Origin of the sequence: Streptomyces sp. NBC_00154 (assembly GCF_026342835.1) — a bacterium.
Classification (GTDB): Bacteria; Actinomycetota; Actinomycetes; order Streptomycetales; family Streptomycetaceae; genus Streptomyces.
Genome location: NZ_JAPEMI010000001.1, coordinates 339,946 through 354,903, shown reverse-complemented (window position 1 = coordinate 354,903; position 14,958 = coordinate 339,946). Strand labels below are relative to the sequence as shown.

Sequence of the window (14,958 nt, the reverse complement as noted above, 5' to 3'; positions counted from 1 at the left end):
ACAGTTCCGCATGCCACCCACGCACCGGATGAAGGGTTCCACAGCCATGCCAGAAACCAGCCGCAGAGGACTGCTCTTCGGCACCGCAGCCGTCTCCGCGGGCGCCCTCCTCACCGCCTGCACCAGCAACGAGCCCAAGAAGTCGCAGACCTCGCAGACCAATCAGCCGGCCGCCGACAACAAGCCCGGCAAGCCCGTCACCATCGGCTTCGCCGGTCCGCAGGCCGACCACGGGTGGCTCAACGCCATCAATGAGAACGCCAAGTCGCAGGCGGAGAAGTACTCCGAGGTGACCCTGGAGATCACCGAGGGCTCCAACGACACCGCCGCCCAGATCGGCCAGGTCAAGACCCTCATCAACAAGAAGGTCGACGTCCTCGTCATCCTCCCCGCCGACGGCAAGGCACTCACCCAGGTCGGCCTGGAAGCGATGAAGGCGGGCATCCCCGTCATCAACCTGGACCGAATCTTCGCCTCACCGCAGGCCTACCGCTGCTGGGTCGGCGGCGACAACTACGGCATGGGCCTCAACGCCGGTACGTACATCGGCGAAAAGCTCAAGGACAAGCCGAACGCCAAGGTCGTCGAGCTCGCGGGCATCGACAACCTGGAGCTCACCAAGCAGCGCAGCCAGGGCTTCGCCGATGCTCTCAAGAACTACCCCAACGTGAAGCTGGTCGCCCGGCAGGCCGCCGAGTTCACCGTCGAGTCCGGCCAGGCGAAGATGGCTCAACTCCTCCAGGCGCAGAAGAAGTTCGATGCTCTGTGGAACCACGACGACGACCAGGGTGTCGGCGCGCTGCGTGCCATCCAGCAGGCGGGCCGGGACGAATTCCTGATGGTCGGCGGTGCGGGCGCCAAGTCCGCCATGGATGCCATCAAGGCCGACAACAGCGTCCTGAAGGCCACCGTCCTCTACCCGCCGACGATGGCCGCGTCCGCCATCGACCTGGCGCGCGCACTCGGACAGGGCAAGGGAATCGGCGGCCTCTCCGAACTGGAGATCCCGACCAGCCTCACGCTCTACTCCGCCGTCGTCACCAAGGACAACATCGACCAGTACCTGCCGACGGGCTTCAGCTGATCCGCAGTCCAGGAGGGTGCTGACCCTCCTGCCGCCCCCACCGAACGACCGACGAGGAGGAAGCCCGTATGGCCCGTAGGGAAGAGACGGAGCAGGAAGCCGCAGCGCCGCCGTCGACAGAACCGGAGGCGACGCTCGGCGTCGGCATGGTCGGATACGCGTTCATGGGCGCCGCACACTCCCAGGGGTGGCGCACCGCGGGACACGTCTTCGACCTGCCGATGAGGCCGGCTCTCGCCGCGATCTGCGGACGGGACCGTACGGCGGTCGCCGCCGCCGCCGAACGGCACGGCTGGGCGGCGGCGGAGACCGACTGGCGCGCCCTGATCGCCCGGGACGACGTCCAGCTCGTCGACATCTGCACCCCCGGCGACAGCCATGCGGAGATCGCCATCGCCGCCCTGGAGGCCGGCAAACACGTGCTGTGCGAGAAGCCGCTCGCCAACACGGTCGCCGAGGCGGAGGCCATGACCGAGGCCGCGGAACGGGCCAGGGCCCGCGGCCAGGTGGCGATGGTCGGCTTCAACTACCGCAAGGTGCCGGCGATCGCGTACGCACGGAAGCTGATCGCCGACGGCAGGCTCGGCGCCCTGCGGCACGTACGGGCCACGTACCTCCAGGACTGGCTGGTCGACCCGGAGTCGCCCCTCACCTGGCGGCTCGAGCGCGAACACGCCGGATCCGGTGCGCTCGGCGACCTCGGGGCGCACATCATCGACCTCGCCCAGTATCTGGCGGGGGAGCTGCTGGTGGGGGTGTCGGCGGTGTCCGAGACGTTCGTACGGGAGCGCCCCGTGCTCGCCGGAGCGTCGGCGGGACTCTCGGGCGTCGCGAGCAGCGATGCCCGAGGGGCGGTCACCGTCGACGACGCGGCCGTGTTCACCGGCAGGCTCGCCTCCGGAGCGCTGGCCTCGTTCGAGGCGACCCGGATGGCGGCGGGCCGCAAGAACGCGCTGCGGCTGGAGCTCAACGGGGAGCGCGGCTCGCTCGCCTTCGATCTGGAGCGGCTCAACGAGCTGTCCTTCCACGATCACACCGAACCGGCCGCCACGGCCGGGTTCCGCCGCATCCTCGTCACCGAGCCCGAACACCCGTACCTGGAGGCGTGGTGGCCGCCGGGCCACGCCCTCGGCTACGAGCACACCTTCATCCACCAGGCCCGCGACCTCGTCCGGACGATCGCCGAAGGGACGGACCCGGTGCCGTCGTTCGCCGACGGGCTCCAGGTGCAGCGGGTGCTCGCGGCCGTGGAGGAGAGCGCCGAGAAGAACTCCGTCCACACCCCCGTACAGCTCTAGGAGGTCCTGCGCATGCCCCGTCCCTTCACTCTCTTCACCGGCCAGTGGGCCGACCTGCCGCTGGAGGAGGTCTGCCGGCTCGCCCGTGACTTCGGCTACGACGGGCTCGAACTCGCCTGCTGGGGCGACCACTTCGAGGTCGACAAGGCCCTCAATGACCCCGGCTACCTGGCCGGGCGGCACCAGCTGCTCGACAAGTACGGGCTGAAGTGCTGGGCGATCTCCAACCACCTCGTCGGCCAGGCCGTATGCGACAACCCGATCGACGAACGGCACAAGGGCATCCTGCCCGCCAGGATCTGGGGCGACGGTGAGCCCGAAGGGGTACGGCGCAGGGCTGCCGAGGAGATCAAGAACACCGCCCGCGCGGCCGCGGCCTTCGGGGTCCGCACCGTCATCGGCTTCACCGGCTCGTCGATCTGGCACCTGGTGGCGATGTTCCCGCCGGTGCCGCCGCGGATGATCGAGCGGGGGTACGAGGACTTCGCCGAACGCTGGAACCCGATCCTCGACGTGTTCGACGCAGAGGGCGTGCGGTTCGCCCACGAGGTGCATCCCAGCGAGATCGCGTACGACTACTGGACCACGCACCGCGCCCTGGAGGCCGTCGACCACCGGGCCGCGTTCGGGCTGAACTTCGACCCGAGCCACTTCGTCTGGCAGGACCTCGATCCGGTCGGCTTCCTCTACGACTTCCGGGACCGGATCTACCACGTGGACTGCAAGGAGGCGCGCAAACGCCTCGACGGACGCAACGGCCGCCTCGGCTCGCACCTTCCCTGGGGCGACCCACGGCGCGGCTGGGACTTCGTCTCCGGCGGGCACGGTGATGTGCCGTGGGAGGACGTGTTCCGGATGCTCCGGTCGATCGGCTACGAAGGGCCGATCTCGGTGGAGTGGGAGGACGCCGGGATGGACCGGCTCGTGGGTGCACCGGAAGCGCTTGCCACGATGAAGCGGTATGACTTCGACCCGCCGGCGGCGTCGTTCGACGCGGCGTTCGGAGGCGGCGACTGACGGTTCCCGGGGGCTCGGCCCCCGGATCTCCGCTCCTCGATCGCCGGAGGGCCGGCAATCCGGACTCGGCTCCGGTGGCCCGCTCGGGCGGGAGAACCCAAGCCTGCCCGGCGTTTGAGGGCACCTTGTTCAGCGCGCCCGGCGATTGAGGACCGCGGGGCCCGGGGCGCAGCCTCGGTTCGGGCAGGGGAAAGGCCCGACGGCAGCAAGTGAGCCGTCGGGGCGGTCCCGGCTGCCCTCATCCCTCTTTGTCCTGCAGCAGGAAAAAGTTCAACTTAACTGCTGTGCAAGGGCTTTCCGCCCCGGACGAACAGGTCTACCGTCCCTGTGGTGTACACGAAATGACTCACGTCGCTGGGGCCCCAACGGGCCCCGGGTGACCTGCGCGGCAGTCCCCGCGCGGAACGGCCCGGCTCCACCCGCCCGTACAACCGGCACTCTCCGGAGGACACTCGTGCACAGAAGCAGAACCAGAATCCGGCCCCGACTCCGCAAGTCCCTCGCCCTGCTCACCGGCGGCCTGCTCACCGCAGCCACCCTCGCCCTGGGCGCCCCCGGCGCCTCCGCGTCGGGCCCGGTCTCGCCGGCAGCCACCGACGCCGCGGCGGCCGCGGGCGAGGACTTCCAGCAGGTCACCCTCGCCAAGGGCGCCGCCGAAACCGGCGAACCCATGTCGCTGGCCGTACTCCCGGACCGCAGCGTCCTGCACACCTCGCGCAGCGGCGAGCTGCGGATCACCGACAGCGCCGGCAACACCAAGGTCTCCGGCGTGCTCCCGGTCTACTCGCACGACGAGGAAGGCCTCCAGGGCGTCGGCATCGACCCGGACTTCGACAAGAACCGGGCGATCTACCTCTACTACGCACCGCCGCTGGACACCCCGTCCGGCGACGCCCCGGAGACCGGCACCGCCGCCGACTTCGCCAAGTTCGACGGCGTCAACCGGCTCTCCCGCTTCGTCCTCAAGGAGGACGGCACCCTCGACCTGAGCAGCGAGAAGAAGGTCCTCGACGTCAAGACGTCGCGCGGCATCTGCTGCCACGTCGGCGGCGACATCGACTTCGACGCGCAGGGCAACCTGTACCTGTCGACCGGTGACGACTCCAACCCCTTCGCCTCCGACGGCTACACGCCGATCGACCAACGCCCCGACCGCAACCCGGCGTTCGACGCCCGGCGCACCTCGGGCAACACCAACGACCTGCGTGGCAAGATCCTTCGGATCAAGGTCGCCGACGACGGCTCGTACACCATCCCCGAGGGCAACCTCTTCGCCCCGGGCACGGACAAGACCCGGCCCGAGATCTACGCGATGGGCTTCCGCAACCCGTTCCGCTTCAGCGTCGACAAGGCCACCGGCATCGCATACGTCGGCGACTACGGTCCCGACGCGGGTGCGGCCGACCCGAAGCGCGGACCCGGCGGACAGGTCGAGTTCGCCCGGGTGACGAAGGCGGGCAACTTCGGCTGGCCGTTCTGCACCGGGAAGAACGACCCCTTCATCGACTACGACTTCGCGACGAAGACGTCCGGAGCGGCCTTCGACTGCGCCGCGCCGAAGAACACCTCGCCGCACAACACCGGTCTGGTCGACCTGCCCCCGGCGCAGCCCGCCTGGATCCCGTACGACGGCGGATCCGTGCCCGAGTTCGGTACCGGCTCCGAGTCGCCGATGGGCGGCCCCGTCTACCACTACGACGCCGACCTCGACTCGCCCGTGAAGTTCCCCGAGGCGTACGACGGGGACTTCTTCGCCGGTGAGTTCGGCCGGCAGTGGATCAAGCGCATCGAGCAGGACGGCGACGGCAACGTCCAGTCCATCAACGACATCCCGTGGTCCGGGACCCAGGTGATGGACATGGCCTTCGGCCCGGACGGCGCGCTGTACGTCCTGGACTACGGCGTCTCCTGGTTCGGCGGCGACGAGCACTCCGCGCTCTACCGCATCGAGAACGCCACGGGCGGCCACTCGCCGGTGGCCGAAGCCTCCTCCAACAAGACGTCCGGCACCGCACCGCTGAAGGTGCAGTTCTCCTCCGCGGGCACCACGGACTCCGACAACGACGCGCTCACCTACGCCTGGGACTTCGGCGACGGCGGTACGTCGACCGCCGCGAACCCCACGTACACGTACAAGAAGAACGGCACCTACACCGCGACCGTCACCGCCAAGGACCCCACCGGCCGGACCGGTTCGGCGAGTGTCCATGTGACCGTCGGCAACACCGCACCCAAGGTGAACCTGGAACTCCCCGGTGACGGACAGCTGTTCAGCTTCGGCGACGACATCCCGTTCAAGGTGACCGTCACCGACCCCGAGGACGGCACCATCGACTGCTCCAAGGTCCAGGTCAGCTTCGTACTCGGCCATGACAGCCACGGCCACCCGATCACCACGGAGCACGGCTGCTCCGGCACCATCAAGACCGAGATGGACGGTGGACACGACCCGAACGCCAACATCTTCGGAGTCATCGACGCCTCGTACACCGACGGCGGAGGCGGTGGCCAGGCCGCACTCAGCGGCCACGACCAGTCGCAGCTCCAGCCCCGCCACCGGCAGGCCGAGCACTTCACCGAGTCGTCCGGCATCAAGACGTACGACAAGGCGAACGCGGAGGGCGGCAAGACGGTCGGCGACATCGACAACGACGACTGGATCGCCTTCAAGCCGTACATCCTGGGAGACTCCACCAAGCTCACCGCCCGGATCTCGTCCGGCGGCGCGGGCGGATTCCTCGAAGTACGGGCCGGCTCCGCGACCGGCAAGATCCTCGGCTCCGCACCGGTGCCGGTGACCGGCGGCTGGGAGAACTTCCAGGACATCGACGTACCGCTGCGCGGGGTCCCGAAGCAGGCCACCGAACTCTTCCTGGTCTTCAAGGGCGGCGAGGGCGCGCTCTACGACATCGACGACTTCGAGCTCTCCAACAGCGCGCCCGACCGGACCGCCAAGCGGGTCCTGGTCTTCTCGAAGACCGCCGGCTTCCGGCACGATGCCATTCCCGAGGGCGTCGCAGCACTGAAGGAACTCGGCGCGAGCAGCAACATCACCGTCGACGCCACGGAAGAAGCGGGCCAGTTCACCACCAGCAACCTGGCCCGCTACGACGCCGTGGTCTTCCTCTCCACGACCGGTGACGTCCTCAACGCCGACCAGCAGAAGGCGTTCGAGAACTACATCGGCAGCGGAGGTGGCTACATGGGCGTGCACGCCGCCGCGGACACCGAGTACGACTGGGCGTTCTACGGCGGGCTCGTCGGCGCGTACTTCGCCGGGCACCCCGCGATCCAGCCCGTCACCGTCCGCGTCGAGGACCACAAGCACCCGGCCACCGCCCACCTCGACGACGCCTGGGACCGCACCGACGAGCTGTACAACTACCGCACCAACCCGCGTGACAAGGTGAAGGTCCTCGCCACGCTCGACGAGACGACCTATACCGGCGGCACCATGAAGGGCGATCACCCGATCACCTGGTGCCAGTCCTACGGGGGCGGCCGCTCCTTCTACACCGGACTCGGCCACACCAAGGCGTCGTACGCCGAACCGGCCTTCCGCCAGCTCCTCCTCGGCGGCGTCCGCTACGCGGCCGGGCAGGTCAAGGCCGACTGCAAGCCGGACACCGGCTACCGGTCGATCTTCAACGGCAAGACGCTCGAAGGGTGGAAGCAGGCCGGCCCCGGCAAGTTCAACGTCGTCGACGGTGAACTCCGCTCCGAGGGCGGCATGGGTCTCCTCACCTACCAGGCCAAGGAGCTCGGGTCGTACTCGCTGAAGCTCGACTGGAAGATGGCGGGCGACGACAACTCCGGAGTCTTCGTCGGCTTCCCGGAGTCCGACGACCCCTGGTCCGCGGTGAACAACGGGTACGAGGTCCAGATCGACGCCACCGACGCGCCCGACCGCACCACAGGCTCCGTCTACACCTTCAAGGCGGCGAACATCAAGGCCCGCGACCAGGTCCTGCGGCCGCCCGGCCAGTGGAACAGCTACGAGATCAAGGTCCAGGGTGAACGGCTCCAGGTCTTCCTGAACGGGGTCAAGATCAACGACTTCACCAACACCGATCCCGTACGCAGCCTGAAGGACGGCTACATCGGCCTCCAGAACCACGGAGCCGACGACCAGGTGTCCTTCCGCAACATTCAGTTGAAGGAGCTGCCCGCCACGTAGGGCGACAGCCGCAGTCCGACGGCGGGCGGGGCAAAGGCCCTACCCCGCCCGCCGTCACCACCTCTTCCCGACCCGCCCCGATCTGATCAGCGCCGCTCTTTTCGTACTGCCCAGCCAGGATCCCCAGCCAGGGAGGCAGCCCGTGTCAGCACATGCCGTTCGTACCGGAGTCTGGTTCATCGGAGCACGAGGCTCCGTCGCCACCACCGCCACGGCGGGCTGCGCAGCCGTCACGGCGGGCCTCCACCCGGCGGCGGGCATGGTCACCGAGACCGCGCCCTTCGCCGACAGCGGGCTGCCGGCACTGAACTCCCTGGTCTTCGGCGGACACGACACCGTCGGCTGTCCGCTGCCCAAACGGGCCGAGGCACTGGCTGCCGGGGGAGTGCTGCCGCACGGGCTGCCCTCGGCGGTACGGGCCGAACTCGCGGCCGCCGACACGGAGATACGCCCCGGCGGGCCGCTGCCCGGCGACACCCGTACGGACGAGGAACTCATCGCGGCGTTCACCGCCGACCTCACCGACTTCGGCCGCCGCAACGAACTCGCCCGCACCGTCGTGGTCAACGTTGCCTCGACGGAGCCGGTCCCGGCACCCGGAGAGCACCGGCTGCCCGCCAGCTCGCTCTACGCCGCCGCGGCGCTCCGGGCCGGCTGCCCCTACATCAACTTCACCCCCTCCACCGGGCTGCGCACCCCCGCGCTCCAGGACGCCGTCGCGGACTGCGGACTTCCTCACGCAGGCCGCGACGGCAAGACGGGACAGACGCTGCTCCGCTCCGTACTCGCCCCGATGTTCGTGCAACGCGCCCTGCCCGTACGGGCCTGGTCCGGCACGAATCTGCTGGGCGGCGGGGACGGGGCGGCGCTGGCTGACCCGGGCGCGGCGGCGGCCAAGAACGCGGGCAAGGAACGCGTCCTCGCCGACACACTGGGCACGACGCCCGAGGGCGAGGTCCACATCGACGACGTACCCGCCCTCGGCGACTGGAAGACAGCCTGGGACCACATCGCGTTCGACGGCTTCCTCGGGGCGCGCATGGTCCTCCAGACGACCTGGCAGGGCTGCGACTCGGCGCTGGCCGCCCCGCTGGTACTGGACCTGGCTCGACTGCTGGCCCGCGCCCACGAAGCGGGTCTGACGGGCCCGCGGCCCGAACTAGGCTTCTACTTCAAGGACCCGGACGGCGGCCCCGCCGCACTCTCCGAGCAGTACCTGCAGCTCCTGGCCTTCGCCGAACGACTGCGGGGGCAGAAGTGAAAGCCGCAGTTCGGGCCTGGGCCGAACTGCTCAGGGTCTCGGCGCTGTTCACCGTCCCCGGCGACGCGCTCGCCGGGGCGGCGGCCCTGGGCCGGCGCCCCGACCGAGGCACCGCGCTGGCGGTCGGCGCCTCCCTGTGCCTGTACGAGGCGGGCATGGCCCTCAACGACTGGGCCGACCGCGACGAGGACGCCATCGACCGCCCACACCGCCCGATCCCCTCGGGCCGGATCACCCCCGGCGCGGCTCTCGCGGCAGCCGGCGCCCTGACGGCTGCCGGCCTGACCCTGGCCGCCCGCGCGGGCCGCCCGGCCCTGACGGTGGCCACCGGCCTGGCGGCAACGGTCTGGGCCTACGACCTCCATCTGAAGCACACCCAGGCGGGTCCGGCAGCGATGGCGGGGGCACGCGCACTGGACCTGCTGCTGGGCGCGACGGCGACGGCGGGGACGGGTGCGGGGTACGTGGGCGTCAAGCGCGCGGTGAGTGCGACCGGCGCGTCGCACGCCGCCCGTAGCGCCGGCACCGTCCTTCCCACGCGCACCGCCCGCATCCTGCGCGGCGCCCGCGCCCTGGGCCCGGCTCGCACCACCCACCCCGACGTCCGTGCCGCCGTACCCGCCGCCGCCCTGCTCGGGGCGCACACCTACGCCGTCACCGCCGTCTCCCGACACGAGGCGCAGGGCGGTTCCACCGTCGCGCCCCTCGGCGCACTCGCGGCGATCGTCGCGCTCGGCGCCGCCGCGGTGCGCGAGCAGCGCGGGTCCCGGGGCCTGCCCCCGGTTTCGGCAGAAGGCGGGCCTGGTGACCACCACCGGCCCCGGTCCGGAGCCCCCGCCCCCCGCCTCCTCCTCACGGCACTCACCGCCGCCTACCTCCGTACCGCCGCCAAGCCCCTCCTGCACGCCACCCTCAACCCGTCCCCGCCCCTCACCCAGCGCGCCGTCGGCGGCGGCATCCGGGCGATGATCCCGCTCCAGGCCGTGCTCGCCGCCCGCGCCGGAGCGTCCGGCACCGGGCTCGCCGTCATGGGGCTCGTCCCCCTTGCCCGCACACTCGCCCGGAAGGTGAGCCTCACATGACGATCCGCCTCGGCTACGGCACCAACGGGCTCACCGACCTACGCCTGGACGACGCCCTGGGACTCCTCGCGGACCTCGGCTACGACGGCGTCGGCCTCACCCTCGACCACATGCACCTCGACCCCTTCGCCCCGGATCTCGCCGCCCGCACCCGGCATGTGGCGGACAGGCTCGGCCGGCTGGGGCTCGGCGTGACCATCGAGACGGGGGCCCGCTATGTCCTCGACCCGCGCCGCAAGCACGGCCCGTCCCTCCTCGACCCGGACCCGGAGGCCCGTGCCGCCCGCACCCGGCTGCTGCTGCGGGCCGTGGACGTCGCCGCCGACCTCGGCGCCCACGCCGTGCACTGCTTCAGCGGCATCACCCCACCCGAGACCCCACCGGACACGGCCTGGCAGCGGCTGACCGACGCCCTCGCACCGGTGCTCGACGCCGCCGCCCGTACCGGCGTCCCGCTCGCCATCGAGCCCGAGCCCGGCCATCTCCTCGCCACTCTCTCGGACTTCCACCACCTCCGCGTCCTCGGTGGCGACCCCGAACCTCTCGGGCTCACCCTCGACATCGGGCACTGCCAGTGCCTCGAACCGGCCGCACCCGTCGACTGTGTCCGTGCCGCCGCCCCCTGGCTGCGGCACGTCCAGATCGAGGACATGCGCCGGGGCGTCCATGAGCACCTCCCGTTCGGCGACGGCGAGATCGACTTCCCGCCCGTACTCGACGCACTCGACGCCCTCGGCGACACCGGATACCGCGGCCTCACCGTCGTCGAACTGCCCCGCCACTCCCACGCGGGCCCCGAACTGGCCAGGAACTCCATCGAGTTCCTGCGCGACCGCATCCCGTCGAAGTCCTCGAAGGGAGCAACACCGTGCCGATGACCCGTAAGCAGCTCGACGCACAGCTCGGCGGCGCCGCGCGCGCCTGGCTCGACGAGGCCCTCGCCGAGGCCGCGCACACCGCTTTCCACGAGGACAGCGCGGACACCGCGCCGGCCGGCCGCTACACCGCCCCTCCTTGGGAGCTGCGGTTCGCCGCCGCCGGCCGGCACTGCGGACTCGAGTACGCCGACTCCGTACGCGCCCTGCTGCTCCTCGAAGCCCGCGCCGACCTGCCCGCCGTGACCAGACTCTACGAACAGGGCACCGCCGCCGAACGGCGCGCCGTCCTCCTCACCCTGCACCGGCTGGACCTCGGCCCCACCGCCCTTCCGCTCGTCGAGGACGCCCTGCGCACCAACGACACCCGGCTGGTCGCCGCCGCCGTCGGCCCGTACGCCGCCGTCCATCTCGACGCGCACCAATGGCGGCACGCCATCCTCAAGTGCCTCTTCACCGGCGTCCCCGTCGACGCCGTCGACGGACTGGCCCGGCGCGCCGGCGGCGACGCGGAACTCGCCCGCATGCTGGGCGACTTCGCCGCCGAACGCACCGCGGCCGGCCGCACCGTCCCGCACGACCTGAGCCGCGTCCTCGCCCTCACGGCCCCCGCACCCTTCCCCGAGCACTCGAACATTCCCGAGCAGGGGCGACCCCAACCCCCCACGGAGGAGTCCTGATGCGCATCTTCGACCCCCACATCCATATGACATCCCGCACCACGGACGACTATCAGGCGATGTACGACGCGGGTGTCCGCGCCCTCGTCGAACCCTCCTTCTGGCTCGGCCAGCCCCGCACCTCGCCCGCCAGCTTCTTCGACTACTTCGACGCCCTGCTCGGCTGGGAGCCCTTCCGGGCCGCCCAGTACGGCATCGCCCACCACTGCACGCTCGCCCTCAACCCCAAAGAGGCGAACGACCCCCGTTGCACCCCCGTCCTCGACGCCCTGCCCCGCTACCTCGTCAAGGACTCCGTCGTCGCCGTCGGAGAGATCGGCTACGACTCCATGACCCCGGCCGAGGACACCGCCCTCGCCGCCCAGCTCCAGCTCGCCGCCGACCACGGGCTGCCCGCCCTCGTCCACACCCCGCACCGAGACAAGCTCGCCGGCCTGCACCGCACCATCGACGTCGTCCGCGAGTCCCACCTCCCTCCGGAGCGGGTCCTGCTGGATCACCTCAACGAGACGACCGTGAAGGACGCCGTCGACAGTGGCTGCTGGGCCGGCTTCTCCATCTACCCCGACACCAAGATGGACGAGGACCGCATGATCGCGATCCTCAAGACCCACGGTACGGAGAAGATCCTGGTCAACTCGGCCGCCGACTGGGGCAGGAGTGACCCCCTCAAGACCCGCAAGGTCGGCGATGCCATGCTCGCCGCCGGGTTCAGCGACGACGATGTCGATCAGGTGCTCTGGCGCAATCCCGTCGCTTTCTACGGCCAGAGCGGCCGCCTCCAGCTCGACCTCACCGCCCCCGATCAGCTGCACGAGGGGAACTCCATCCTCCGCGGTGGGGAGTGACCCGATGCGCTTCCGCCACCCCGACGGATCCACCGTCCATCTTGCGTACTGCACCAACGTCCACCCCGCCGAGACCCTGGACGGGGTCCGCGCCCAGCTGCGCGACCACTGCGAACCGGTCCGCAAACGCCTCGGCCGCGACCGCCTCGGCATCGGCCTCTGGCTCGCCAAGGACGCCGCGCGCACCCTGATCGACGACCCGGCCCAGCTGCGCTCACTGCGCGCCGAACTCGACCGCCGCGGCCTCGAAGTCGTCACCCTGAACGGTTTCCCTTACGAAGGCTTCGGCGCCGAAGAGGTCAAGTACCGGGTGTACAAGCCGGACTGGACGGACCCCGAACGGCTCGCCCACACCACCGATCTCGCCCGGCTCCTGGCCACACTGCTCCCAGACGACGTCACCGAAGGCACCATCTCCACCCTCCCGATCGCCTGGCGCACCCCGTACACCGACGACCCGCAAGCCGCCCGCACGGCGCACACCGCCCTCACCACCCTCGCCGAACGTCTCGACGTCCTGGCCGAGCTGACCGGCAAGTCCATCCGGATCGGCCTCGAACCCGAACCGGGCTGCACAGTCGAGACCACCGCCGACGCGATCGCACCGCTCACCGCCGTCGGACACCAGCGCATCGGCATCTGCATCGACACCTGCCACCTCGCCACCTCCTTCGAGGACCCGGGCACCGCCCTCGACGCGCTCGCCGCAGCCGGCATCCCGGTGGCCAAGACCCAGCTCTCCGCCGCACTCCACGCCGAGCACCCGCACCTTCCCGAGGTGCGTACCGCGCTCGCCGCTTTCGCCGAACCCCGCTTCCTCCACCAGACCCGGACCCGGACCACCCACGGACTGCGCGGCACCGACGACCTCGACGAGGCGGTCACCGGCCAGGCACTGCCCGACGGCACCCCGTGGCGCGCCCACTTCCACGTACCGCTGCACGCACCGCCCGCCCCACCGCTCACCTCGACCCTCCCGGTGCTCAGGGCCGCGCTGACCCGCCTCGTCGGCGGAGCCCGGCCGCTGACCCGTCACCTGGAGGTGGAGACGTACACCTGGCAGGCGCTCCCTGCCGAGCTGCGCCCGCGTACCCGCCCCCAGCTCGCCGACGGCATCGCCGCCGAACTCACCCTCGCCCGCGACCTCCTGGTCGACCTCGGCCTCAAGGAGCTCCCATGACCGCAGCCGAAACGGGTACGTCCTCCCCTCTCTCCACCACCGCCACTCCCACCCCGCTGCTCGTCCTCGACGTCGTCGGCCTCACCCCCCGGCTCCTCGACCACATGCCGCACCTCAAGTCCCTGGGGCAGTCGGGCACCCACGCCCCCCTCGGCACCGTGCTGCCCGCCGTCACCTGCGCCGCCCAGTCGACCTTCCTCACCGGCACCACCCCCGCCGAGCACGGCATCGTCGCCAACGGCTGGTACTTCCGCGAGCTCGGTGACGTCCTCCTCTGGCGCCAGCACAACGGACTCGTCGCCGGCGACAAGCTCTGGGACGCCGCCCGCCGCGTCCACCCCGGCTACACCGTCGCCAACATCTGCTGGTGGTACGCCATGGGGGCGGACACCGACATCACTGTCACCCCGCGCCCCGTCTACTACGCCGACGGACGCAAGGAACCCGACTGCTACACCCGCCCGCCCGCCCTCCACGACGAACTCACCGAGAAGCTCGGCACCTTCCCCCTCTTCCACTTCTGGGGCCCCGGCGCCGACCTGGTCTCCTCGCAGTGGATCATCGACGCGACCCGGCACATCCTCGACACCCGCCACCCCGATCTGGCCCTGTGCTACCTCCCGCACCTCGACTACGACCTGCAGCGGTACGGCCCCGACGATCCACGCGCCTTCGCGGCCGCGGCCGACCTCGACCGGGCCGTGGCCCCACTCCTCGAGGACGCCCGCCGCGAGGGCCGCACCGTCGTCGCGCTCTCCGAGTACGGCATCACCCGCGTCGACCGACCGGTCGACATCAACCGGGCGCTGCGCCGAGCCGGCCTGCTGGAGGTCCACACCCAGGACGGCATGGAGTATCTGGACCCGATGGCCTCCCGGGCCTTCGCCGTCGCCGACCACCAGCTCGCCCACATCTATGTACGCCGCCCCGAGGATCTTGATGCGACCCGCGAAGCTCTCCAGGACGTCCAGGGCATCGAGCAGCTGCTCGACGACGAAGGCAAGAAGGCACACGGCCTCGACCACCCGCGCTCCGGCGAGCTCGTCGCCGTCGCCGACCCGGATGCCTGGTTCACGTACTACTACTGGCTCGACGACGCGCGCGCCCCCGACTTCGCGCAGCTCGTCGAGATCCACCGCAAACCCGGCTACGACCCGGTCGAACTCTTCCTGGACCCCCAGGACCCGTACGTCCGGGTCAAGGCGGCCACCGCCGTGGCCCGCAAGAAGCTCGGCATGCGCTACCGCATGGCGGTCGTGCCCCTCGACCCGTCACCCATTCGTGGCAGCCACGGCCGCCTCCCCATGAGCGACGAAGAAGGTCCGCTCATCCTCTGCTCCACCCCCCACGCGTTCACCGGACCCGTCCGGGCCACCGAAGTGAAGTCCCTGCTCCTCACGCTTGCCGGCCTCGCATGAGATCGGTCCGTGCTCAGCGTTGCGAGCATCTTCGAGAA

11 protein-coding genes are annotated in these 14,958 nt (G+C 70.7%); all 11 read left to right on the top strand.

Going from position 1 to position 14,958, the window contains the following annotated elements:
• Positions 1 to 46: 46 nt before the first annotated feature.
• The 11 genes from OHA03_RS01540 (at position 47) to OHA03_RS01490 (ending at position 14,920) form a co-directional block, all read left to right on the top strand.
• Positions 47 to 1,084, top strand: coding sequence for a substrate-binding domain-containing protein (locus OHA03_RS01540; RefSeq protein WP_266999926.1), 1,038 nt, complete (start codon positions 47 to 49; stop codon positions 1,082 to 1,084).
• Positions 1,085 to 1,152: 68 nt separating this feature from the next.
• Positions 1,153 to 2,382 carry a Gfo/Idh/MocA family protein gene (locus OHA03_RS01535; RefSeq protein ID WP_266999925.1) on the top strand — a complete coding sequence of 410 codons (1,230 nt, stop codon included), beginning with the start codon at positions 1,153 to 1,155 and terminating at the stop codon, positions 2,380 to 2,382.
• A 12-nt stretch (positions 2,383 to 2,394) separates the two neighbouring features.
• Entirely contained in the window at positions 2,395 to 3,399 is a 1,005-nt protein-coding gene (locus OHA03_RS01530) for a sugar phosphate isomerase/epimerase (RefSeq protein WP_266999924.1), read from the top strand.
• A gap of 454 nt (positions 3,400 to 3,853) precedes the next feature.
• Entirely contained in the window at positions 3,854 to 7,576 is a 3,723-nt protein-coding gene (locus tag OHA03_RS01525; protein ID WP_266999923.1) for a ThuA domain-containing protein, read from the top strand.
• A 142-nt stretch (positions 7,577 to 7,718) separates the two neighbouring features.
• Positions 7,719 to 8,837 (top strand): inositol-3-phosphate synthase, encoded by a 1,119-nt coding sequence (locus tag OHA03_RS01520; protein WP_266999922.1) that lies wholly within the window; start codon positions 7,719 to 7,721, stop codon positions 8,835 to 8,837.
• The gene (locus tag OHA03_RS01515; RefSeq protein WP_266999921.1) at positions 8,834 to 9,919 is read left to right on the top strand and encodes an SCO3242 family prenyltransferase; all 1,086 of its coding nucleotides are present in this window, start codon (positions 8,834 to 8,836) and stop codon (positions 9,917 to 9,919) included. Before OHA03_RS01520 ends, OHA03_RS01515 begins: the two co-directional genes overlap by 4 nt.
• Complete coding sequence (locus OHA03_RS01510) at positions 9,916 to 10,797, top strand: sugar phosphate isomerase/epimerase (RefSeq protein WP_266999920.1); 882 nt, start codon at positions 9,916 to 9,918, stop codon at positions 10,795 to 10,797. The genes OHA03_RS01515 and OHA03_RS01510 overlap by 4 nt, the downstream gene beginning before the upstream one ends.
• Positions 10,788 to 11,474 (top strand): EboA domain-containing protein, encoded by a 687-nt coding sequence (locus OHA03_RS01505; protein WP_266999919.1) that lies wholly within the window; start codon positions 10,788 to 10,790, stop codon positions 11,472 to 11,474. Before OHA03_RS01510 ends, OHA03_RS01505 begins: the two co-directional genes overlap by 10 nt.
• Positions 11,474 to 12,322, top strand: coding sequence for a TatD family hydrolase (locus OHA03_RS01500; RefSeq protein ID WP_266999918.1), 849 nt, complete (start codon positions 11,474 to 11,476; stop codon positions 12,320 to 12,322). The genes OHA03_RS01505 and OHA03_RS01500 overlap by 1 nt, the downstream gene beginning before the upstream one ends.
• A 4-nt stretch (positions 12,323 to 12,326) precedes the next feature.
• On the top strand, positions 12,327 to 13,502 hold the full coding sequence (gene eboE, locus OHA03_RS01495; protein ID WP_266999917.1) for a metabolite traffic protein EboE: 1,176 nt from the start codon (positions 12,327 to 12,329) through the stop codon (positions 13,500 to 13,502).
• Positions 13,499 to 14,920 (top strand): nucleotide pyrophosphatase/phosphodiesterase family protein, encoded by a 1,422-nt coding sequence (locus OHA03_RS01490; RefSeq protein ID WP_266999916.1) that lies wholly within the window; start codon positions 13,499 to 13,501, stop codon positions 14,918 to 14,920. The genes eboE and OHA03_RS01490 overlap by 4 nt, the downstream gene beginning before the upstream one ends.
• Positions 14,921 to 14,958 lie beyond the last annotated feature (38 nt).

Excerpts from the sequence above, each read along its gene's own strand:
- OHA03_RS01490 (WP_266999916.1), top strand. The coding sequence starts at position 13,499 with ATGACCGCAGCCGAAACGGGTACGTCCTCCCCTCTCTCCACCACCGCC.
- OHA03_RS01530 (WP_266999924.1), top strand. The coding sequence starts at position 2,395 with ATGCCCCGTCCCTTCACTCTCTTCACCGGCCAGTGGGCCGACCTGCCG.
- OHA03_RS01540 (WP_266999926.1), top strand. The coding sequence starts at position 47 with ATGCCAGAAACCAGCCGCAGAGGACTGCTCTTCGGCACCGCAGCCGTC.
- OHA03_RS01500 (WP_266999918.1), top strand. The coding sequence starts at position 11,474 with ATGCGCATCTTCGACCCCCACATCCATATGACATCCCGCACCACGGAC.
- eboE (WP_266999917.1), top strand. The coding sequence starts at position 12,327 with ATGCGCTTCCGCCACCCCGACGGATCCACCGTCCATCTTGCGTACTGC.
- OHA03_RS01510 (WP_266999920.1), top strand. The coding sequence starts at position 9,916 with ATGACGATCCGCCTCGGCTACGGCACCAACGGGCTCACCGACCTACGC.
- OHA03_RS01535 (WP_266999925.1), top strand. The coding sequence starts at position 1,153 with ATGGCCCGTAGGGAAGAGACGGAGCAGGAAGCCGCAGCGCCGCCGTCG.